At 67.5% G+C, this 14754-nt stretch carries 15 protein-coding genes; 6 read left to right on the top strand and 9 right to left on the bottom strand.

Annotated elements, in window-relative coordinates:
• Positions 1-47 precede the first annotated feature (47 nt).
• The 3 genes from KHC19_RS18120 to KHC19_RS18110 form a co-directional block, all read right to left on the bottom strand.
• Positions 48-560: a (2Fe-2S)-binding protein gene (locus KHC19_RS18120; protein ID WP_213353964.1), complete on the bottom strand. Its 513-nt coding sequence runs from the start codon at positions 558-560 to the stop codon at positions 48-50.
• On the bottom strand, positions 557-3322 hold the full coding sequence (locus KHC19_RS18115) for a xanthine dehydrogenase family protein molybdopterin-binding subunit (protein ID WP_213353963.1): 2766 nt from the start codon (positions 3320-3322) through the stop codon (positions 557-559). Before KHC19_RS18115 ends, KHC19_RS18120 begins: the two co-directional genes overlap by 4 nt.
• A 313-nt stretch (positions 3323-3635) precedes the next feature.
• On the bottom strand, positions 3636-4007 hold the full coding sequence (locus tag KHC19_RS18110) for a response regulator (protein WP_213353961.1): 372 nt from the start codon (positions 4005-4007) through the stop codon (positions 3636-3638).
• 135 nt (positions 4008-4142) lie between these two features.
• Between KHC19_RS18110 and KHC19_RS18105 the strand changes: the two genes are divergently transcribed.
• On the top strand, positions 4143-4442 hold the full coding sequence (locus tag KHC19_RS18105) for a DUF3572 domain-containing protein (protein ID WP_213353959.1): 300 nt from the start codon (positions 4143-4145) through the stop codon (positions 4440-4442).
• A gap of 30 nt (positions 4443-4472) precedes the next feature.
• Complete coding sequence (locus KHC19_RS18100) at positions 4473-5810, top strand: DNA polymerase IV (protein WP_213353957.1); 1338 nt, start codon at positions 4473-4475, stop codon at positions 5808-5810.
• Here the strand turns inward: KHC19_RS18100 and KHC19_RS18095 are convergent.
• Complete coding sequence (locus KHC19_RS18095; protein ID WP_213353955.1) at positions 5767-6591, bottom strand: cell envelope integrity EipB family protein; 825 nt, start codon at positions 6589-6591, stop codon at positions 5767-5769. The genes KHC19_RS18100 and KHC19_RS18095 overlap by 44 nt on opposite strands.
• A 142-nt stretch (positions 6592-6733) precedes the next feature.
• Here KHC19_RS18095 and KHC19_RS18090 point away from each other — a divergent pair, with 142 nt between their 5' ends.
• The 4 genes from KHC19_RS18090 (at position 6734) to KHC19_RS18075 (ending at position 9742) form a co-directional block, all read left to right on the top strand.
• Positions 6734-7195: a RidA family protein gene (locus tag KHC19_RS18090; RefSeq protein WP_213353953.1), complete on the top strand. Its 462-nt coding sequence runs from the start codon at positions 6734-6736 to the stop codon at positions 7193-7195.
• 19 nt (positions 7196-7214) lie between these two features.
• A complete protein-coding gene (locus KHC19_RS18085) occupies positions 7215-7976 on the top strand; it encodes a glycerophosphodiester phosphodiesterase family protein (protein WP_213353951.1) in 762 nt (253 codons plus the stop codon).
• A gap of 84 nt (positions 7977-8060) precedes the next feature.
• Positions 8061-9272: a GNAT family N-acetyltransferase gene (locus KHC19_RS18080; protein ID WP_213353950.1), complete on the top strand. Its 1212-nt coding sequence runs from the start codon at positions 8061-8063 to the stop codon at positions 9270-9272.
• A gap of 47 nt (positions 9273-9319) precedes the next feature.
• Positions 9320-9742, top strand: a complete 423-nt coding sequence (locus tag KHC19_RS18075; RefSeq protein ID WP_213353948.1) for an HIT family protein — start codon at positions 9320-9322, stop codon at positions 9740-9742.
• An 11-nt stretch (positions 9743-9753) separates the two neighbouring features.
• Here KHC19_RS18075 and KHC19_RS18070 read toward each other — a convergent pair whose 3' ends face one another.
• From KHC19_RS18070 to KHC19_RS18050, 5 genes are all read right to left on the bottom strand, one after another.
• A complete protein-coding gene (locus KHC19_RS18070; protein WP_213353946.1) occupies positions 9754-10107 on the bottom strand; it encodes an AzlD domain-containing protein in 354 nt (117 codons plus the stop codon).
• A complete protein-coding gene (locus KHC19_RS18065) occupies positions 10104-10847 on the bottom strand; it encodes an AzlC family ABC transporter permease (protein ID WP_246549085.1) in 744 nt (247 codons plus the stop codon). The genes KHC19_RS18070 and KHC19_RS18065 overlap by 4 nt, the downstream gene beginning before the upstream one ends.
• 168 nt (positions 10848-11015) lie before the next feature.
• Positions 11016-13457, bottom strand: coding sequence for an ATP-dependent Clp protease ATP-binding subunit ClpA (gene clpA / locus KHC19_RS18060; RefSeq protein ID WP_213353945.1), 2442 nt, complete (start codon positions 13455-13457; stop codon positions 11016-11018).
• A 31-nt stretch (positions 13458-13488) separates the two neighbouring features.
• Positions 13489-13860, bottom strand: coding sequence for an ATP-dependent Clp protease adapter ClpS (gene clpS / locus KHC19_RS18055; RefSeq protein WP_378296725.1), 372 nt, complete (start codon positions 13858-13860; stop codon positions 13489-13491).
• 283 nt (positions 13861-14143) lie between these two features.
• Complete coding sequence (locus KHC19_RS18050; protein WP_213353943.1) at positions 14144-14482, bottom strand: phasin family protein; 339 nt, start codon at positions 14480-14482, stop codon at positions 14144-14146.
• Between the last annotated feature and the right edge of the window lie 272 nt (positions 14483-14754).

The raw sequence follows: 14754 nt of genomic DNA, 5'->3' as shown, positions 1-14754 counted from the left end.
GATGCGGGGAGAGAGGGTCCTGTCGTGCCGTGCCATGTGCGCCGCGCTCATGTGAGATACCGGCCGGCATCGGCCAGAACCACCGCCCGCACCGCCTCGTGGTACTTCACATAGCCGGAGCAGCGGCACAGATGCCCGTCCAGCGCCTCGGTGATGGTGCGCTCCAGCTCGGCGCGCGGAATGGGGTCGCGCGCCAGCCGCTCCAGCAGCACCTGCCCCTCATTGAGGAAGCCCGGCGTGCAATAGCCGCACTGGAAGGCGAAATGCTCGATGAAGCTCACCTGAAGCGGGGTGAGCGCGCCGCCGGCCGCATGTCCCTCGACGGTGCGGATGCTCAGGCCGTCGAAATCGACCGCCGGAGCGATGCAGGTCGGGCGGGTGGAGGAGACGCCGTCCTCGTCGACGATCACCGCGCAGGAGAGGCACTGGGCGGCGCCGCAGCCGAACTTGGTGCCGGTCATGCCCAGCACCTCGCGCAGGAAGTCGTTCATCGACAGGTCGTCGCGCACCTCGATCGGGCCGATGGCGCGCCCGTTGATGGTGAGGCTGAGCGCGGTCACGCGAGAACTCCCTTGATCATCTCCGGCGTCACCGGCAGCGACTGGAAACGGTGGCCGGTGGCGTCGCAAATGGCATTGATCAGCGCCGGCACCACCGGGATCATCACCACCTCGGCCATGCCCTTGGGCGGTTCGCGCGGCGACAGCGGCGGCAGGATCTCGACCTCGAGGTCGTGCAGCGGCAGGTCGGAGGCGCGGGCCACCACGTAGCGGCCGAGATTCCACTGGCCGTTGCCCGGCCCGTCCTCGTAGAGCGGCAAGTTCTCCAGGAGCGCGTAGCCCACCCCCATGGCGAAGCCGCCCTGCGATTGGCCGAGCACGATCTCCGGCACCAGCGCCTGGCCGCATTCCAGCACGCTATAGGCCTTGGCGATGGTCAGCTTGCCGGTCGCGCGCTCGATCTCGATGCGCACCACCGTGCCGCACATGGAGGAGAAGGAGGTGCCGATGCGGTTGTAGTCGGCGGGCGGAAACGCCACCGCCCTGCGGTCGAGCCGCTCGAAGCCGCCGGCGCCACGCCTCAGCGCCAGCGCGTCGATGTCGGCGGTCCATTCGTCGCCACCGATGTCGAAGGTCGCCTGCGCCCAGGCCCAGCGCGAGAAGGCATGTGCCATCGCGCCGGTGACGCCGCCCATGGCGTGCAACTTCGCGGCGATGGCCTTGAGCGGCAGCGGGGAGAGGCCGGACATCACCAGCGTCTCGCCCTGCCAATAGGCTTCGGCGTGCTGCTTCGCGCGGGGATCGTGCGCCGCGATCCCCCAGATCGCCAGCGCCGCCGGCCACAGGCCGAAGCGGAACAGCACCCGTGCCGCCTCCGCCGCCGCATGGGTGCCGACATGGGCACCGATCGAGGCGCTGGTCGCCGAGGAGATTTCCGGCACCCAGCGCGGATTGGCCGCCGCCTTGTCCTGTTCTTCCTGGGTGATCGAATAGGGATCGCCGGACTTGATGAGCTCCAGCTCGTCGAACACGTCGACCTGCGCCACCGTCACCGCGTCGGCGCGCCCGCCGAGATGGCCGGCGACACGATTGGCGAGCGCGGTGCCGATGCCGTTGCCCATCTCCACCGCGTCGGAATGGATGGCTATGCGGCCTTCGGCATCGATGCTCACCGAGCCGAGCGAGCAGTCGGCGCCGGTACCGTAATCCTTCGAGGCGCAGGCGACCCCGGTGCCGACCAGCACGCCGGGCCTCGCCCTCGCCTTCTGCGCGGCACGGTCCCGCCAGATGGCGTGGGCGTCGAGCTTGTCGAGGATCTCCGGCGCACGCACCGACACCGAATAGGGATTGCCGGTCATGGTGCGACCGCCGACCTTCAGCGCGTTGCGCCGGCGCAGCTCGATCGGGTCGATCGGCAGGGCGGCCGCCGCCTCGTCGACCAGCACCTCCAGCGCCGTCATGGTCTGCAGCGTGCCGTAGCCGCGCATCGAGCCGGCGGTGACGCCGCGCGAATGCAGCGCCACCGTGGTCACGTCGACCTTCGGCACGTCATACATGCCGATGGCGGCGGTGGCGCCGACCACCGCGACGCTCGGCGAGTAATTGGCGAGGCCGCCGCCGTCGAGCTCGTGATCGGCGGCGAAGGCGGTCATCAGCCCCGAGGCACGGTCGATGCCGATACGCGAGCGCATCTTGAAGGCGTGGCGCTTGATGCCGCCCTGGAACTGCTGGAAGCGGTCATGGGCGAGCCGCACCGGCTTGCCGGGGAAGAACAGCGCCGCCAGCGCCATGTAGAGCGGGAACGGCGTGTGGTCGCGCCCGCCGAAGCCGCCGCCGACATAGCAGAACTGCGCGTCGATCCGCGCCGGGCGGAAATCGGCAGCGGCCTCGCCGAGCAGATGCGCCAGCGCCTCGGCCGCCTCGAAGGGCGACTGCACGCCGAGCAGGATCTCCAGCTTCTTCGCCCCCGGCTCGTACCAGGCCAGCCCCGTCTCCGGCTCGAGGAACATGGGGTCGATCGACTGGGTTTCGAAGCGGCGGTCCAGCACCAGCGTCCCGGCGCCGGGCTTGTCGAGCTCGGCGCGGATCTGCTCGCCGAACCGAGCCCCCTTCACATAGTCGCCGCCCTCGGCCACCGGCAGCGGCTCCCACACCGGCCGGCCGGAGCCCTCGAAGAAGCCGGGACGGATCCAGCCCTCCTGGATGGGGGAATAGACATCCGGCGCCTCCGGGCTCGCGCCGGCGACGCGGGTGAAGCGAAAGGCGCCGTAGTTCCCACCGGCCACCGGACCGGTCTCGGCGCCGAACCTCAAATGGGCATTGTCGCGCAGGAAGACGCGGGCGCGGTCATAGGCGTCGAACGTCGCGAACAGCAACAGCGCCACCGGCTGGCCGAGATAGAGCGGCGTCTTGCCGATCGGGCAGAACAGGTCGCCCTCATAGAAGGCCGGCACCCGCACGCCGATCCGCGCCACCTCCTCGGCCGTGACGACGACCTGCGGCCGGGCATCGGCGGCAAGCCCGTCCAGCGCCAGCCCTTCATAGACATGAGTGGCGTCGGGAGCGCGCAGCAGCAGGGCGTGATGGGTATCGGAAGGCCAGCCGGGCAGATCCACGGCACGGAAATCGGACGCGTAGAGCTTGGCGCCCGTCACCTTGGCGACACCATCCACCCGTCCCGCGGATGGATGGGCAACCCCTTGGCCCGGCAGCGTTTCCCGATCCAGAAAGCTTGGCGTCTGCGCGCCGGCAAAGCGCGACAGGCTGAGCGCGATGCCACCGGCCGCGCTCCATTTCATGAATTCTCGCCGCGACGGCAACATCACACCATTCCATGACGGAGTCCGGCCCTCGCACCCACTCCGTTACGCATCGGATCACAGGCACGCAAGACAGTATTCGGCACGCGCAGCGTCTGCCGCCGCGCGTCACTACACGCGTCGCATATGCGAAAAGAAGATGTACCGAGGCCCCCGCCGCCGCTTGTCGCCAAGCGTACTGCCCGGCAAGGCAGCTATGCGCGGAAAGTTAGATGAGTTCTTGAATACGCACCAGTCCCCGAAGCTGCGTTATTACAAAATTATTCTTGGTTCGCAGCTAATGCCGAAAAGCGCCGGCAACGGCAGGCGGGCGGGCTCAATCCTGCGGCACGAAATGGCGCACGGTTTCAAGGAACTTGGCCACCGAGATCGGCTTGGAGAGATAGGCTTCGCAGCCGCCCTGGCGGATGCGTTCCTCGTCGCCCTTCATCGCGAAGGCCGTCACCGCGACCACCGGGATTCCCTTCAGCTCCGGGTCGGCCTTCAGCCAGGCCGTCACCTGCAGGCCGGAGACCTCCGGCAGCTGGATATCCATGAGGATGAGATCCGGCTTGTGCCGGCGCGCCAGCTCCATCGCCTCCACCCCGTGGCGCGTGCCGAACGTCGTGTAGCCATGCGCTTCCAGCAGATCGCGAAAGAGCTTCATGTTGAGCTCGTTGTCTTCCACGATCAAAACGGTCTTGGGCATATGACGCTCGATATGCGATTTTCGGTGACCGACGCCCGGGCAGTTCGACGATGCGGCTGCGAGATGTCGGGAGGCTCCCGGCCGGGAATCTCCGACCGTCGCGAGCCTAGCCCGCCATTCCTTACGGAACCACAAATGCGAAGCTTCAAATCCAAGCCACTCTCCACCCAGCGGGCCGCCCAGGAGGTCGCCATCGGCGTTCTCGGCTTCATGGCCGGCGATCCCGAGCGGATCGGCTCCTTCCTCGCCGAGAGCGGCCTTTCCCCGGCCGATCTGCGCCAGGTGGCCGGTTCGCCGGCTTTCCACGTCGCGCTGCTCGACCACCTGATCAACCGGCAGGACCTGCTGCTCGACTATGCCGGGGCGGCGAAGATCGATCCCGGCCATGTGGTGGCCGCGCGCGATATCCTCGCCCATGCCGGCAGCGAGGACTGAGTCGGCGCCGGCCCGGAGGGAATCACGGCCATGTCCGCCTTCTGCCGCGACTGCCTGAGCGATGCGCGCCCCAGCGCATCGATCGGGTTGCGCTGCGCGCATTGCGGCAGTCCGCGGATCGTCCGCCATGCCGAGCTCGACACCCTCGCCATCGGCCACATCGACTGCGACGCCTTCTATGCCGCGGTCGAGAAGCGCGACGACCCGAGCCTGCGCGACGTGCCGGTGATCGTCGGCGGCGGCAAGCGCGGCGTCGTCTCCACCGCCTGCTATCTCGCCCGGGTCACCGGCGTGCGCTCGGCGATGCCGATGTTCAAGGCGCTGGCGCTCTGTCCGCAGGCCGTGGTGGTGAAGCCGAACATGGCGAAATATGTCGCGGTGGGGCGCGAGGTGCGCGAGCGCATGCGCGCGCTGACCCCGCTGGTCGAGCCGCTCTCCATCGACGAGGCGTTCCTCGACCTTTCAGGCACCGAGAGGCTGCATGGCGAAAGCCCGTCGCGCAGCCTCGCCCGGCTGGCACGCGACGTCGAGGCGGAGATCGGCATCACGCTGTCCATCGGCCTCGCGCCCAACAAGTTCCTCGCCAAGATCGCCTCCGAACTCGACAAGCCCCGCGGATTCGCGGTGATCGGCCGCGAGGAGGCGGCGGCCTTTCTCGCGCCAAAGCCGGTCGGCACCATCTGGGGGGTCGGCAAGGTGACGCAGGAGCGTCTCGCCAGAGAGGGATTCCGCACCATCGCCGATCTGCAGGCCGCGGGGGAAAGCACCCTCGCCCGCCGCTTCGGCAATGAGGGGCTGCGGCTGGCCCGCCTCGCCTTCGGCCGCGACGAGCGCAAGGTGAACCCCGAGCGCGAGACCAAGAGCGTGTCGACCGAGACTACCTTCGATGTCGATATCGCCGATTTCCGCGAATTGGAGCAGGCGCTCTACGCGCTGTGCCGCAAGCTCTCCGACCGGCTGAAGGCCGGCGGCCATGCCGGGCGCACCATCACGCTGAAGCTGAAGACCGCGGATTTCCGGCTGATCACCCGCGCCCGCTCGCTCGACGATCCGACCCGTCTCGCCAATCGGCTGTTCGACCACGGGCGCGACCTTCTGCGCGTCGAAGCCGATGGGCGGCGCTTCCGGCTGATCGGCATCGGCGTCTCCGATCTCGCCGATCCCGCCACCGCCGATCCCGACGATCTCGTCGACACCCGCGGCACCAAGGCCGGCCGCGCCGAGATCGCCGCCGACCGGCTGCGCGAGCGCTTCGGGCGCGAGATCATCGAGCGCGGCATCCTCATCGACGCCGGCCGGCCGGGAAGACGCGAGGAGAAGCCGGCTACTTCGAGCAATTCTCCTGCGGCAACGCCTCGTAGGAAGTGAGCGTGCCGCGCAGGGCGAAGTCGCCATAGTCCAGCTTCAGCGCCCGGCTGACGCCGTTGTCGTAGAGATCGAAGCTGATCGTGTAGTCCGGCGTCTGGTCCCCAGATCCGCGCTCGTAATAGCTGATCACCACCGGGTAACGGGGACGCGCGGCCAGGTCGCCGTCGCTCGCCGACTTTTCCAGCCCGGTGCCCCCGGTCAGCGGCCGGCCGATGACCGACAGCGTGTCGTAGATCTTCCGCGCATCCGGCGAACCGTCATAGACCGGCGCCTCCAGCACGGAATCGCCCTGCGCGGCGGCGTCGAGCACCCGGATCATGTGCTGGGTCGGCAGCAGCACGCCCTTGGCGAGTTCGATCGTCCCGGCCTCCGGCTTGGTCGCCTTGACGATCAGCCGCCCGTCCTTGCGCTCGGCGACCCCGTCGGCCTCTTCCGGCCGGTCGTCGTTCACCGTGTTCTCCACGCGGAAGCGATAGGCATTGCCTTCGCCGTCCTCCCAGGTGGCGGTGGTGATGGCGCTGCTCATGCGCCCGCCCTCGGTCTCCAGGTCGGTGCTCTGACGCAGCTGGACCGAATAGCCGTCGCAGGCATTGCCCCGCAGCTCATAGACGATGGTGCCCTCGGCGGCATTGACGTTCTTGGCCGGCTTGCCGGCATCGAGCGACAATTGATAGGTCGCGCGATGCGGCTCCAGGCGGATCGTCGCCGAGGCCGGCAGGGCGAGCGCGAGAAGCGAAACGCCGGCGAACGAGCAGATCCTCAGGGTCGCAGGCAGAGTCATCGGTTCCAGCTCCTTCCGGGAGGGCGCGGCTTGCGCGCATCGGATCGATAGGCCAAACATCGCTCCCCAACGAAGGCGACAAGATGGGCGAAATTTGGAGCGCCGCCTCGTCGTCCCGCATCCGCTGCCAATGGAGACACAGATGTCCGGCACCGTCGAATCCAAGCTCGCGTCCCTCGGTATCGTGGTGCCGGCCGCTGCCGCGCCGGTCGCCAATTATGTGCCGACGGTGATCAGCGGCAACCAGCTCTGGATTTCCGGCCAGGTGTCGGCAGCCGACGGCAAGCCGATCACCGGCAAGCTCGGCGCCGATGCCGATGTCGAACTCGGCAGGACGGCGGCGCGCCAGTGCGCGATCAACATCATCGCCCAGATCAAGGCCGCCCTCGGCGACCTCGACCGGGTGACGCGGGTGGTGAAGCTGAACGCCTTCGTGAACTCGGCACCGGACTTCACCGATCAGCCCAAGGTGGTGAACGGCGCCTCCGACCTGTTCGTCGAGGCGTTCGGCGACGTCGGCCGGCATGCGCGCTCGGCGGTGGGCGTGGCCGGGCTGCCGCTCGGCGTCGCCGTCGAGATCGACGCGGTGGTCGAATTCGCCTGATCCACGGCCTGATCGATCCATGACCGCCCCCGCATGGCTGACCGCCCGTCCCGTCGCCCACCGCGCGCTGCATGACGCATCGCGCGGCGTGATCGAGAACACGCGCTCGGCCGTGGATGCCGCGCTCGCGCACGGCTTCGCCATCGAGGTGGACATTCAGCTCTCCGCCGATGGCGAGGCGGTGGTGTTCCACGACGACGATCTCGACCGGTTGACGGAGGCGGCCGGGCCGACGCAGGCCCTTACCCTGGCCCAGCTCCGGCAGGTCGCGATGCGCGGCACCGCCGACCGGATCATGACCTTCGCGGAACTGCTCGAGCGCGTCGGCGGCCGGGTGCCGCTGGTCGTCGAGCTGAAGAGCCGCTTCGACGGCAATACCGCAGTGGCGATCCGCGCCGTCGAGGTGCTGGGCGCCTATGCCGGCCCGGCGGCGCTGATGTCGTTCGATCCCGAGCTGGTGGCCGCGGTGTACGCGCTTGCCCCCGATACGCTGCGCGGCTTCACCATGGAGCGGCACTATGATGACCCGGAATGGGACTTCGTCAGCCCGGCCCGCAAATTCGCCTGGGGCAATCTGCTCAATTTCCCCCGCATGCGCCCGGACTTCCTCGCCCATTACGTGAAGGACCTGCCCTCGCCGGCGGTGTCGCTGGCGCGGCGCGCCACCGGCCTGCCGGTGCTGACCTGGACGGTCCGCACGCCGGAAGATCGGGCGGTGGCCGCGCGCCATGCCGACCAGATCATCTTCGAAGGCTTTGTGCCCGATATCGAATCGGCGTGAGCCCCCTTTCCGGGAGCGGGCCGGAGGCGCACATTGGGCGTTGCGGCGCCTCCGCCGCGCTTCGCCCGAGGTTCCGCGACGCTCATGACTGCCGAGACCATCCGCCTGCGCGTCGAGAGCGAGATCGCCGCCCTCCCCGCCGCACAGTGGAACGCATGCGCCAATCCGCTCAATCCACTGAACGTTTCTTCTAAAGATGCTTCTCAGGAAACATCATATAACCCGTTTGTTTCACACGAATTTCTTTCCGCGCTGGAGCTTTCCGGCTCCGTGTCCGCCCGTTCCGGCTGGCACCCGCAGCATCTGGTCCTCGAGGGCGAGGACGGAACGCCCCTCGCCGTCTGCCCCGCTTATCTGAAATCGCATTCCCAGGGCGAATATGTCTTCGATCACGGCTGGGCGGACGCCTATGAAAGGGCTGGCGGCCAGTACTACCCGAAGCTCCAGGTCAGCGTGCCGTTCACGCCGGCGACCGGCCCTCGATTGCTGGTGAGCCCCGGCGCCCACGCCCCGGCGGCGCGGCGGGCGCTGGCACAGGGCCTCGCCACGCTGTGCGACATGCGCGGCGCCTCCTCCGTGCACGCGACCTTTCTCACCGAAACTGATGCCGCCGTCTTCGAGGCGGAGGGGTGGCTCGCGCGTATCGACCAGCAGTTTCACTGGAACAACCGCGGCTATGGCAGCTTCGAGGAGTTCCTCGCCGATCTCGCCTCCCGCAAGCGCAAGGCGATCCGCCGGGAGCGCCGCGACGCACTGGCCGATGGCATCGAGATCCGCTGGCTGACCGGCAAGGAGATCACGGAGGCGGACTGGGATGCCTTCTACGCCTTCTACATGGAGACCGGCTCGCGCAAATGGGGGCGTCCCTATCTCAACCGCCGCTTCTATTCGCTGATCGGCGAGCGCATGGCCGACCGCATCCTGCTGGTCATGGCGCGCCGGGCCGGCCGCTGGATCGCCGGGGCGATCAATTTCATCGGCTCCGACACGCTTTATGGCCGGCATTGGGGCTGCATCGAGGAGCACCCCTTCCTGCATTTCGAGGTCTGCTACCATCAGGCCATCGACTTCGCCATTTCCCGCGGGCTCGCCACCGTGGAGGCCGGCGCGCAGGGCGAGCACAAGCTGGCGCGAGGCTATCTTCCCGTTACCACCCGTTCGGCGCATTTCATCGCCGATCCCGGCTTTCGCGAGGCGGTGGCCGCCTATCTGGAACGGGAGCGCGCCTATTCGCAGGATGCGCAGGCGGAACTCGCCGCGCACGCCCCCTTTCGCCACGAGAATGACGAGCCTTGACCCGCGCCGTCGGGCTTGCGATCCAAGCCCCGCAGATGGAGGGTGAGATGACCTACGATCCGAACAACATCTTCGCGAAGATCCTGCGCGGCGAGATCCCGTCGCACCGGGTTTATGAAGACGACAAGGTGCTCGCCTTCCTCGACATCATGCCGCGCGCGACCGGCCACACGCTGGTGATTCCCAAGGCACCGTCCCGCAACCTGCTGGATGTCGCGCCGGAGGATCTCGACGCCGTGATGGCCGTCGCCCAGCGCATCGCCCGCGCGCAGCTCGGCGTGTTCGAGGCGGAAGGCATCACCGTGACGCAGCATAACGAGCATGCCGGCGGACAGGAGGTGTTCCACCTGCATGTGCATGTGATTCCCCGCCGGCTCGGCGTCGAGCTCCGGCCGCCCCTGTCCTACAAGGAAGCTCCCGAGGTGCTCGCCGAGCAGGCCGCCAAGCTGAAGGCCGCGCTGCAGGGCTGAGCGCGCCGGCGTCAGTTGCCGACGCCGAGCCACCAGGCGCCGGCGATGAGCACCGCCTCGGCGGTGAGCACGCCGGCCAGCACCGAGCGGCGCACCAGCAGGAAGCCGGCGACGCCGGCGACCACCGCGCCGACCCGCAGCAGGAAGGGCAGCGCCACCAGCGCCCCGCTCGGGACGAGGAGGAGGCGTGCCACCACGGCGGCGAGCAACGCCGTCGCCACCGCCCGCACCCACTGCATCCAGGCGCTGTTCTCGTCGAGGCCACGCCCGAACAGGACGCCCAGCACGCGCCAGATCTCGTTCGGCAGGAAGCCGACGACGATCACCACCAGAATGGCGGCCATCTCGCTCTGCAACAGCGTCATGCCTGCCGCGCCTTCCATAGCCGGGCGATGAAGAAGGCGAGCGTGCCGCCGCCCACCCCGCTCCAGAACAGATCGAGGCCGCCCGGTGTGTTGGCGACCAGCGGCGACAATGCCGCGCCCAGCCCAATGGCTAGCCAGTCCACCCCCTCGCGCGCATTGCGCACGAGCATGATGGCAAAGGAGATCGGGGTGAGCAGCAGCAGCGCCACCGCAAGCGGGCCAGGCAGCGAGCCGCTGAGATGGAAGCCGACCCAGGTCGCGACCATGCTGACGATGGCCAGGCCGGCGCCGAGCCCGATCGCATAGGACGGGCGCCCTTCCACCGCCACCTTGGGCAGCAGCCGGAATCCCTCCACCCACATGGTGACGGCGACGAAATGCGCGGCGATCAGCTCGAGCCACAGATTCGGGCGCCTGCCGCGCATCAGCGGCATCAGCGCCACCACCATCGGCATCAGCCGCACGCCGGACAGGCACACCGCGACCGCCAGCGCCGGCAGGGAGGCCCCCGAGGCAATGCCCCCGACCATGATCACCTGTGCCGGCAGCGCCCATATCAGCAGCGTTGACAAAAGGCCGGCCCCGATCGGAAAGCCGACATCATGCAGCAGGCCGCCAAAGCCGAGGAAGGTCGCCATCAGCACGCAGCCGGGCACCGAGAAGGACCCGATGGCGCCCTGCAGGAAATAACTCAATCGGAAGGCGGAGCCGGGCTCGGCGGTGGGATCGGAAGGCTGCATTGGCGCACTCATGTCGACCGTTGATCGAACGGTGCGTCGCCGCGGTCAAGCTCAACCTTAGAAAGGCGCACATCGCGGAGGCCTGGAAGGCGCGACCGCCGGACATGAAAAACCCGCCGCCATGATGCATGGCGGCGGGTCGTTGTCGGCTGAGGTCGTCGGCCGCGGTCAAGCCTTGACCAGCGGCACCTTCGGCACCCGGGAGCCGCCGGAGGGGCGCCCCCCGCGGCCGCCTTCCGGCCCCGCCTTCCCGGCCTTGGCGGCCGGCTTGCGGCGGGAGGCGCGCTTGGCCTTGGGCGGCTCGATCTTCTCCGGCTTGGGCGTGACCGGCCCTTCCGGGAACTCGAAGCCGAGCGTGCTGTCGCCCGCCTCGTCGGTGGCGACGACGACGCGGACATGGCCGCCATTCTTCAGCTTGCCGAACAGCACCTCGTCGGCGAGCGGCTTCTTGATGTGCTCCTGGATCACCCGACCCATCGGCCGCGCGCCCATCTGCTGGTCGTAGCCGCGCTCCACCAGCCACGCCGTCGCCTCGTCGGAGAGCTCGATGGTGACGTTACGGTCGGCGAGCTGGGCTTCCAGCTGCAGCACGAACTTCTCCACCACCAGCCCGATGACGTCGCTGGTGAGGTGGGCGAAGCCGATGATGGCGTCGAGGCGGTTGCGGAATTCCGGCGCGAACAGCCGGTTGATCGCCTCCACATCGTCACCCTCGCGCTTGGAGCGCGTGAAGCCGAAGGCCGACTTCGACAGGTCGGCGGCGCCCGCATTGGTCGTCATGATCAGAATGACGTTGCGGAAGCTCACCTGCTTGCCGTTATGGTCGGTCAGCTGGCCATGGTCCATCACCTGCAGCAGGATGTTGAACAGGTCGGGATGCGCCTTCTCGATCTCGTCGAGCAGCAGCACGCAGTGCGGATGCTGGTCGACACCGTCGGTGAGCAGGCCACCCTGGTCGAAGCCGACATAGCCGGGAGGCGCGCCGATCAGCCGCGAGACGGTATGGCGTTCCATATATTCCGACATGTCGAAGCGCAGCAGTTCGACGCCGAGCGTGGAGGCGAGCTGCTTGGCGACCTCGGTCTTGCCGACGCCGGTCGGGCCGGAGAACAGGTAGGAGCCGATCGGCTTCTCCGGCTCGCGCAGGCCCGCGCGGGCGAGCTTGATCGCCGAGGAAAGCGCCTCGATGGCCTTGTCCTGCCCGTAGACGACGCGCTTCAGCGTCGTCTCCATGGTCGCCAGCACCTCGGCATCGTCCTTGGAGACCGTCTTGGGCGGGATGCGGGCGATGGTGGCGACGGTCGCCTCGATCTCCTTCACGCCGATGGTCTTCTTGCGCTTGGCTTCCGGCAGCAGCATCTGCGCCGCGCCCGACTCGTCGATGATGTCGATCGCCTTGTCGGGCAGCTTGCGGTCGTGGATGTAGCGCGCCGAGAGCTCCACCGCCGCCTTGATGGCCTCGTTGGTGTAGCGCAGCCGGTGATAGTCCTCGAAATAGGGCTTGAGGCCCTTGAGGATCTCGATGGCGTCCGGGACGGTCGGCTCGGCGACGTCGATCTTCTGGAAGCGGCGCACCAGGGCCCGGTCCTTCTCGAAGTACTGGCGGTACTCCTTGTAGGTGGTCGAGCCGATGCAGCGCAGCGCGCCGGAAGCGAGCGCGGGCTTCAGGAGGTTCGAGGCATCCATGGCGCCGCCCGACGTCGCACCCGCACCGATGACGGTGTGGATCTCGTCGATGAACATGATGGCGTTGGGATAGGCTTCGATCTCCTTGACGACCTGCTTGAGGCGCTCCTCGAAATCGCCGCGGTAGCGGGTGCCGGCGAGCAGCGAGCCCATGTCGAGCGAGAAGACGGTGGCGGTACGCAGAACCTCGGGCACTTCGCCGTCGACGATGCGACGGGCCAGCCCCTCGGCGATGGCGGTCTTGCCAACGCCGGGGTCACCAACGAAAAGCGGGTTGTTCTTGGACCGGCGGCAGAGCACCTGGATGGTCCGCTGAATCTCGCTGTCGCGGCCGATGAGCGGGTCGATCTTGCCGTCGCGCGCCTTCTTGTTGAGGTTCACGCAATAGGCATCGAGCGCATCGGCCTTCTTCTTGGTCTCTTCCCCGGTCTTCGTCTCCGTCTCCTCTTCGGCGCCGCGCACCGGCCGGCTCTCCGACATGCCCGCGCGCTTGGCGATGCCGTGGCTGATGTAGTTCACCGCGTCGTAGCGGGTCATGTCCTGCTCTTGCAGGAAATAGGCTGCATGGCTCTCGCGCTCGGCGAACACCGCCACGAGCACGTTGGCGCCGGTCACTTCCTCGCGTCCGGACGACTGGACATGGATCACCGCGCGCTGGATCACGCGCTGGAAGCCGGCGGTCGGCTTGGAATCCTCGCCGCCGTCCTGCACGAGGTTGTCGAGCTCGGTGTCGATATATTCGACGAGATTGCGGCGGAGCTTCTCGAGATCGACGTTGCAGGCCCGCATCACGGCCGCGGCATCCTGGTCGTCGACGAGGGACAGCAGCAGGTGCTCGAGGGTCGCGTATTCGTGGTGACGTTCGTTGGCGAGCGCCAGGGCCCGGTGAAGCGATTGCTCGAGGCTGCGGGAGAAGGTGGGCATGAGGACCTCTTCGTTTAGCCGCTGCGGAGCGTCACTTCTTCTCCATGACGCACTGCAAAGGATGCTGGTGCTTTCGTGCGAAGTCCATCACCTGAGTGACCTTTGTTTCGGCCACCTCATAGGTGAAGACGCCGCACTCCCCCACGCCGTGCTGATGCACATGCAGCATGATGTGGGTGGCCTCCTCCCGGTTCTTGTTGAAGAACTGCTCCAGCACGTGAACGACGAACTCCATTGGCGTGTAGTCGTCGTTCAGGAGCAGCACTCGGTACAGACTGGGCCGCTTGACCTGCGGCTTGGTGCGCGTGATCACCGCCGTTCCGGGCATGCCGTCTCCGCGACGACGACGCTCGTCATCGCCCATGGTGGTATCGGCAGTTCGGGAAGGCGTCGTCACTGACATGAAAGGCTCACCTCGCTCGGCTAAGCTCGCCGGGCTGCACGATATAATAGGTACGCCTGGCTCACTCTGCCAGAGTAGCGACAGCGTGCGCCGGTCGCAATGAGTTGACCGGCGCATCCCCTGCGACATCCCCGCCCCGACGCCGTGCGAAACGAAAAACCGCACCTCGGCGAGGGCGCCGGAAATGCAAAAGGCCCGGCATGGCCGGGCCTTTCGGGCGCATGAAATCCTGTGGCCCGTCGTCCGACGGGCCGGGGATCAGCGAACGGTCACAAGCACGGCATCACTTGCCGGCGGGCAGCTTGCCGAGGATGCCTTCGTAGGGCTTGTAGGTCTCCTTGGCGAGATCGGCATAGAGCTCGCCGATCTTGGTCGCCTGGGCGACGAACCCCTCATAGGCGTTCTTGAAATAATCCGACTGGATCTCGACGGCCTTGTCGAGGGTCTTGGCGCCGAAAAGCTTCTCGGCGGCGGCGGTGCCTTCCTCGAAGGACTTCTTCGAATAGTCGGCGACCTCGACGGCGATGGCCTGCACGCCCTTCGACACGGTGCCGAAGCTCTTCATGGCGAGATCGAGATTGTCTTTGCCCAGCTTCTGGATCTCGTCGATGTTCTGAATCATCTGGTCGCTCCTCGCACTTCCCATGCGCCAACGTGAACCGCGCGCCGCCAGCATGAACGCTGTCCGGTCACTGATAATGCAGCGCACCATCGACGTCAACAAATATTGTGCAACGCAACAAGACAGCATCCCTTACCCAGTTTCGCGCGCCGGCGGGGATTGCCTCGTTTACGCCGGGATTTACGAGTTCGTAACCGCGCCCCCCTTAAGATTGCGGGAGTGATCGTACGGCAACGGTGCATTCAGATTGGCTCGCCTCAGGGCATCGAGCC

The organism is Ancylobacter oerskovii (assembly GCF_018390555.1).
GTDB classification, from domain to species: Bacteria; Pseudomonadota; Alphaproteobacteria; order Rhizobiales; family Xanthobacteraceae; genus Ancylobacter; species Ancylobacter oerskovii.
This window is presented reverse-complemented; position numbering and strand designations above follow the sequence as displayed.

Bases quoted from the DNA above. Each gene is read 5' to 3' on its own strand.
- clpS (WP_378296725.1), bottom strand. From the start codon at position 13,860: ATGTCAGTGACGACGCCTTCCCGAACTGCCGATACCACCATGGGCGAT.
- KHC19_RS18095 (WP_213353955.1), bottom strand. From the start codon at position 6,591: ATGACTCTGCCTGCGACCCTGAGGATCTGCTCGTTCGCCGGCGTTTCG.
- KHC19_RS18110 (WP_213353961.1), bottom strand. From the start codon at position 4,007: ATGCCCAAGACCGTTTTGATCGTGGAAGACAACGAGCTCAACATGAAG.
- KHC19_RS18115 (WP_213353963.1), bottom strand. From the start codon at position 3,322: ATGTTGCCGTCGCGGCGAGAATTCATGAAATGGAGCGCGGCCGGTGGC.
- KHC19_RS18080 (WP_213353950.1), top strand. From the start codon at position 8,061: ATGACTGCCGAGACCATCCGCCTGCGCGTCGAGAGCGAGATCGCCGCC.
- KHC19_RS18070 (WP_213353946.1), bottom strand. From the start codon at position 10,107: ATGACGCTGTTGCAGAGCGAGATGGCCGCCATTCTGGTGGTGATCGTC.
- KHC19_RS18090 (WP_213353953.1), top strand. From the start codon at position 6,734: ATGTCCGGCACCGTCGAATCCAAGCTCGCGTCCCTCGGTATCGTGGTG.
- KHC19_RS18050 (WP_213353943.1), bottom strand. From the start codon at position 14,482: ATGATTCAGAACATCGACGAGATCCAGAAGCTGGGCAAAGACAATCTC.
- clpA (WP_213353945.1), bottom strand. From the start codon at position 13,457: ATGCCCACCTTCTCCCGCAGCCTCGAGCAATCGCTTCACCGGGCCCTG.
- KHC19_RS18105 (WP_213353959.1), top strand. From the start codon at position 4,143: ATGCGAAGCTTCAAATCCAAGCCACTCTCCACCCAGCGGGCCGCCCAG.
- KHC19_RS18075 (WP_213353948.1), top strand. From the start codon at position 9,320: ATGACCTACGATCCGAACAACATCTTCGCGAAGATCCTGCGCGGCGAG.
- KHC19_RS18085 (WP_213353951.1), top strand. From the start codon at position 7,215: ATGACCGCCCCCGCATGGCTGACCGCCCGTCCCGTCGCCCACCGCGCG.
- KHC19_RS18065 (WP_246549085.1), bottom strand. From the start codon at position 10,847: ATGCAGCCTTCCGATCCCACCGCCGAGCCCGGCTCCGCCTTCCGATTG.
- KHC19_RS18100 (WP_213353957.1), top strand. From the start codon at position 4,473: ATGTCCGCCTTCTGCCGCGACTGCCTGAGCGATGCGCGCCCCAGCGCA.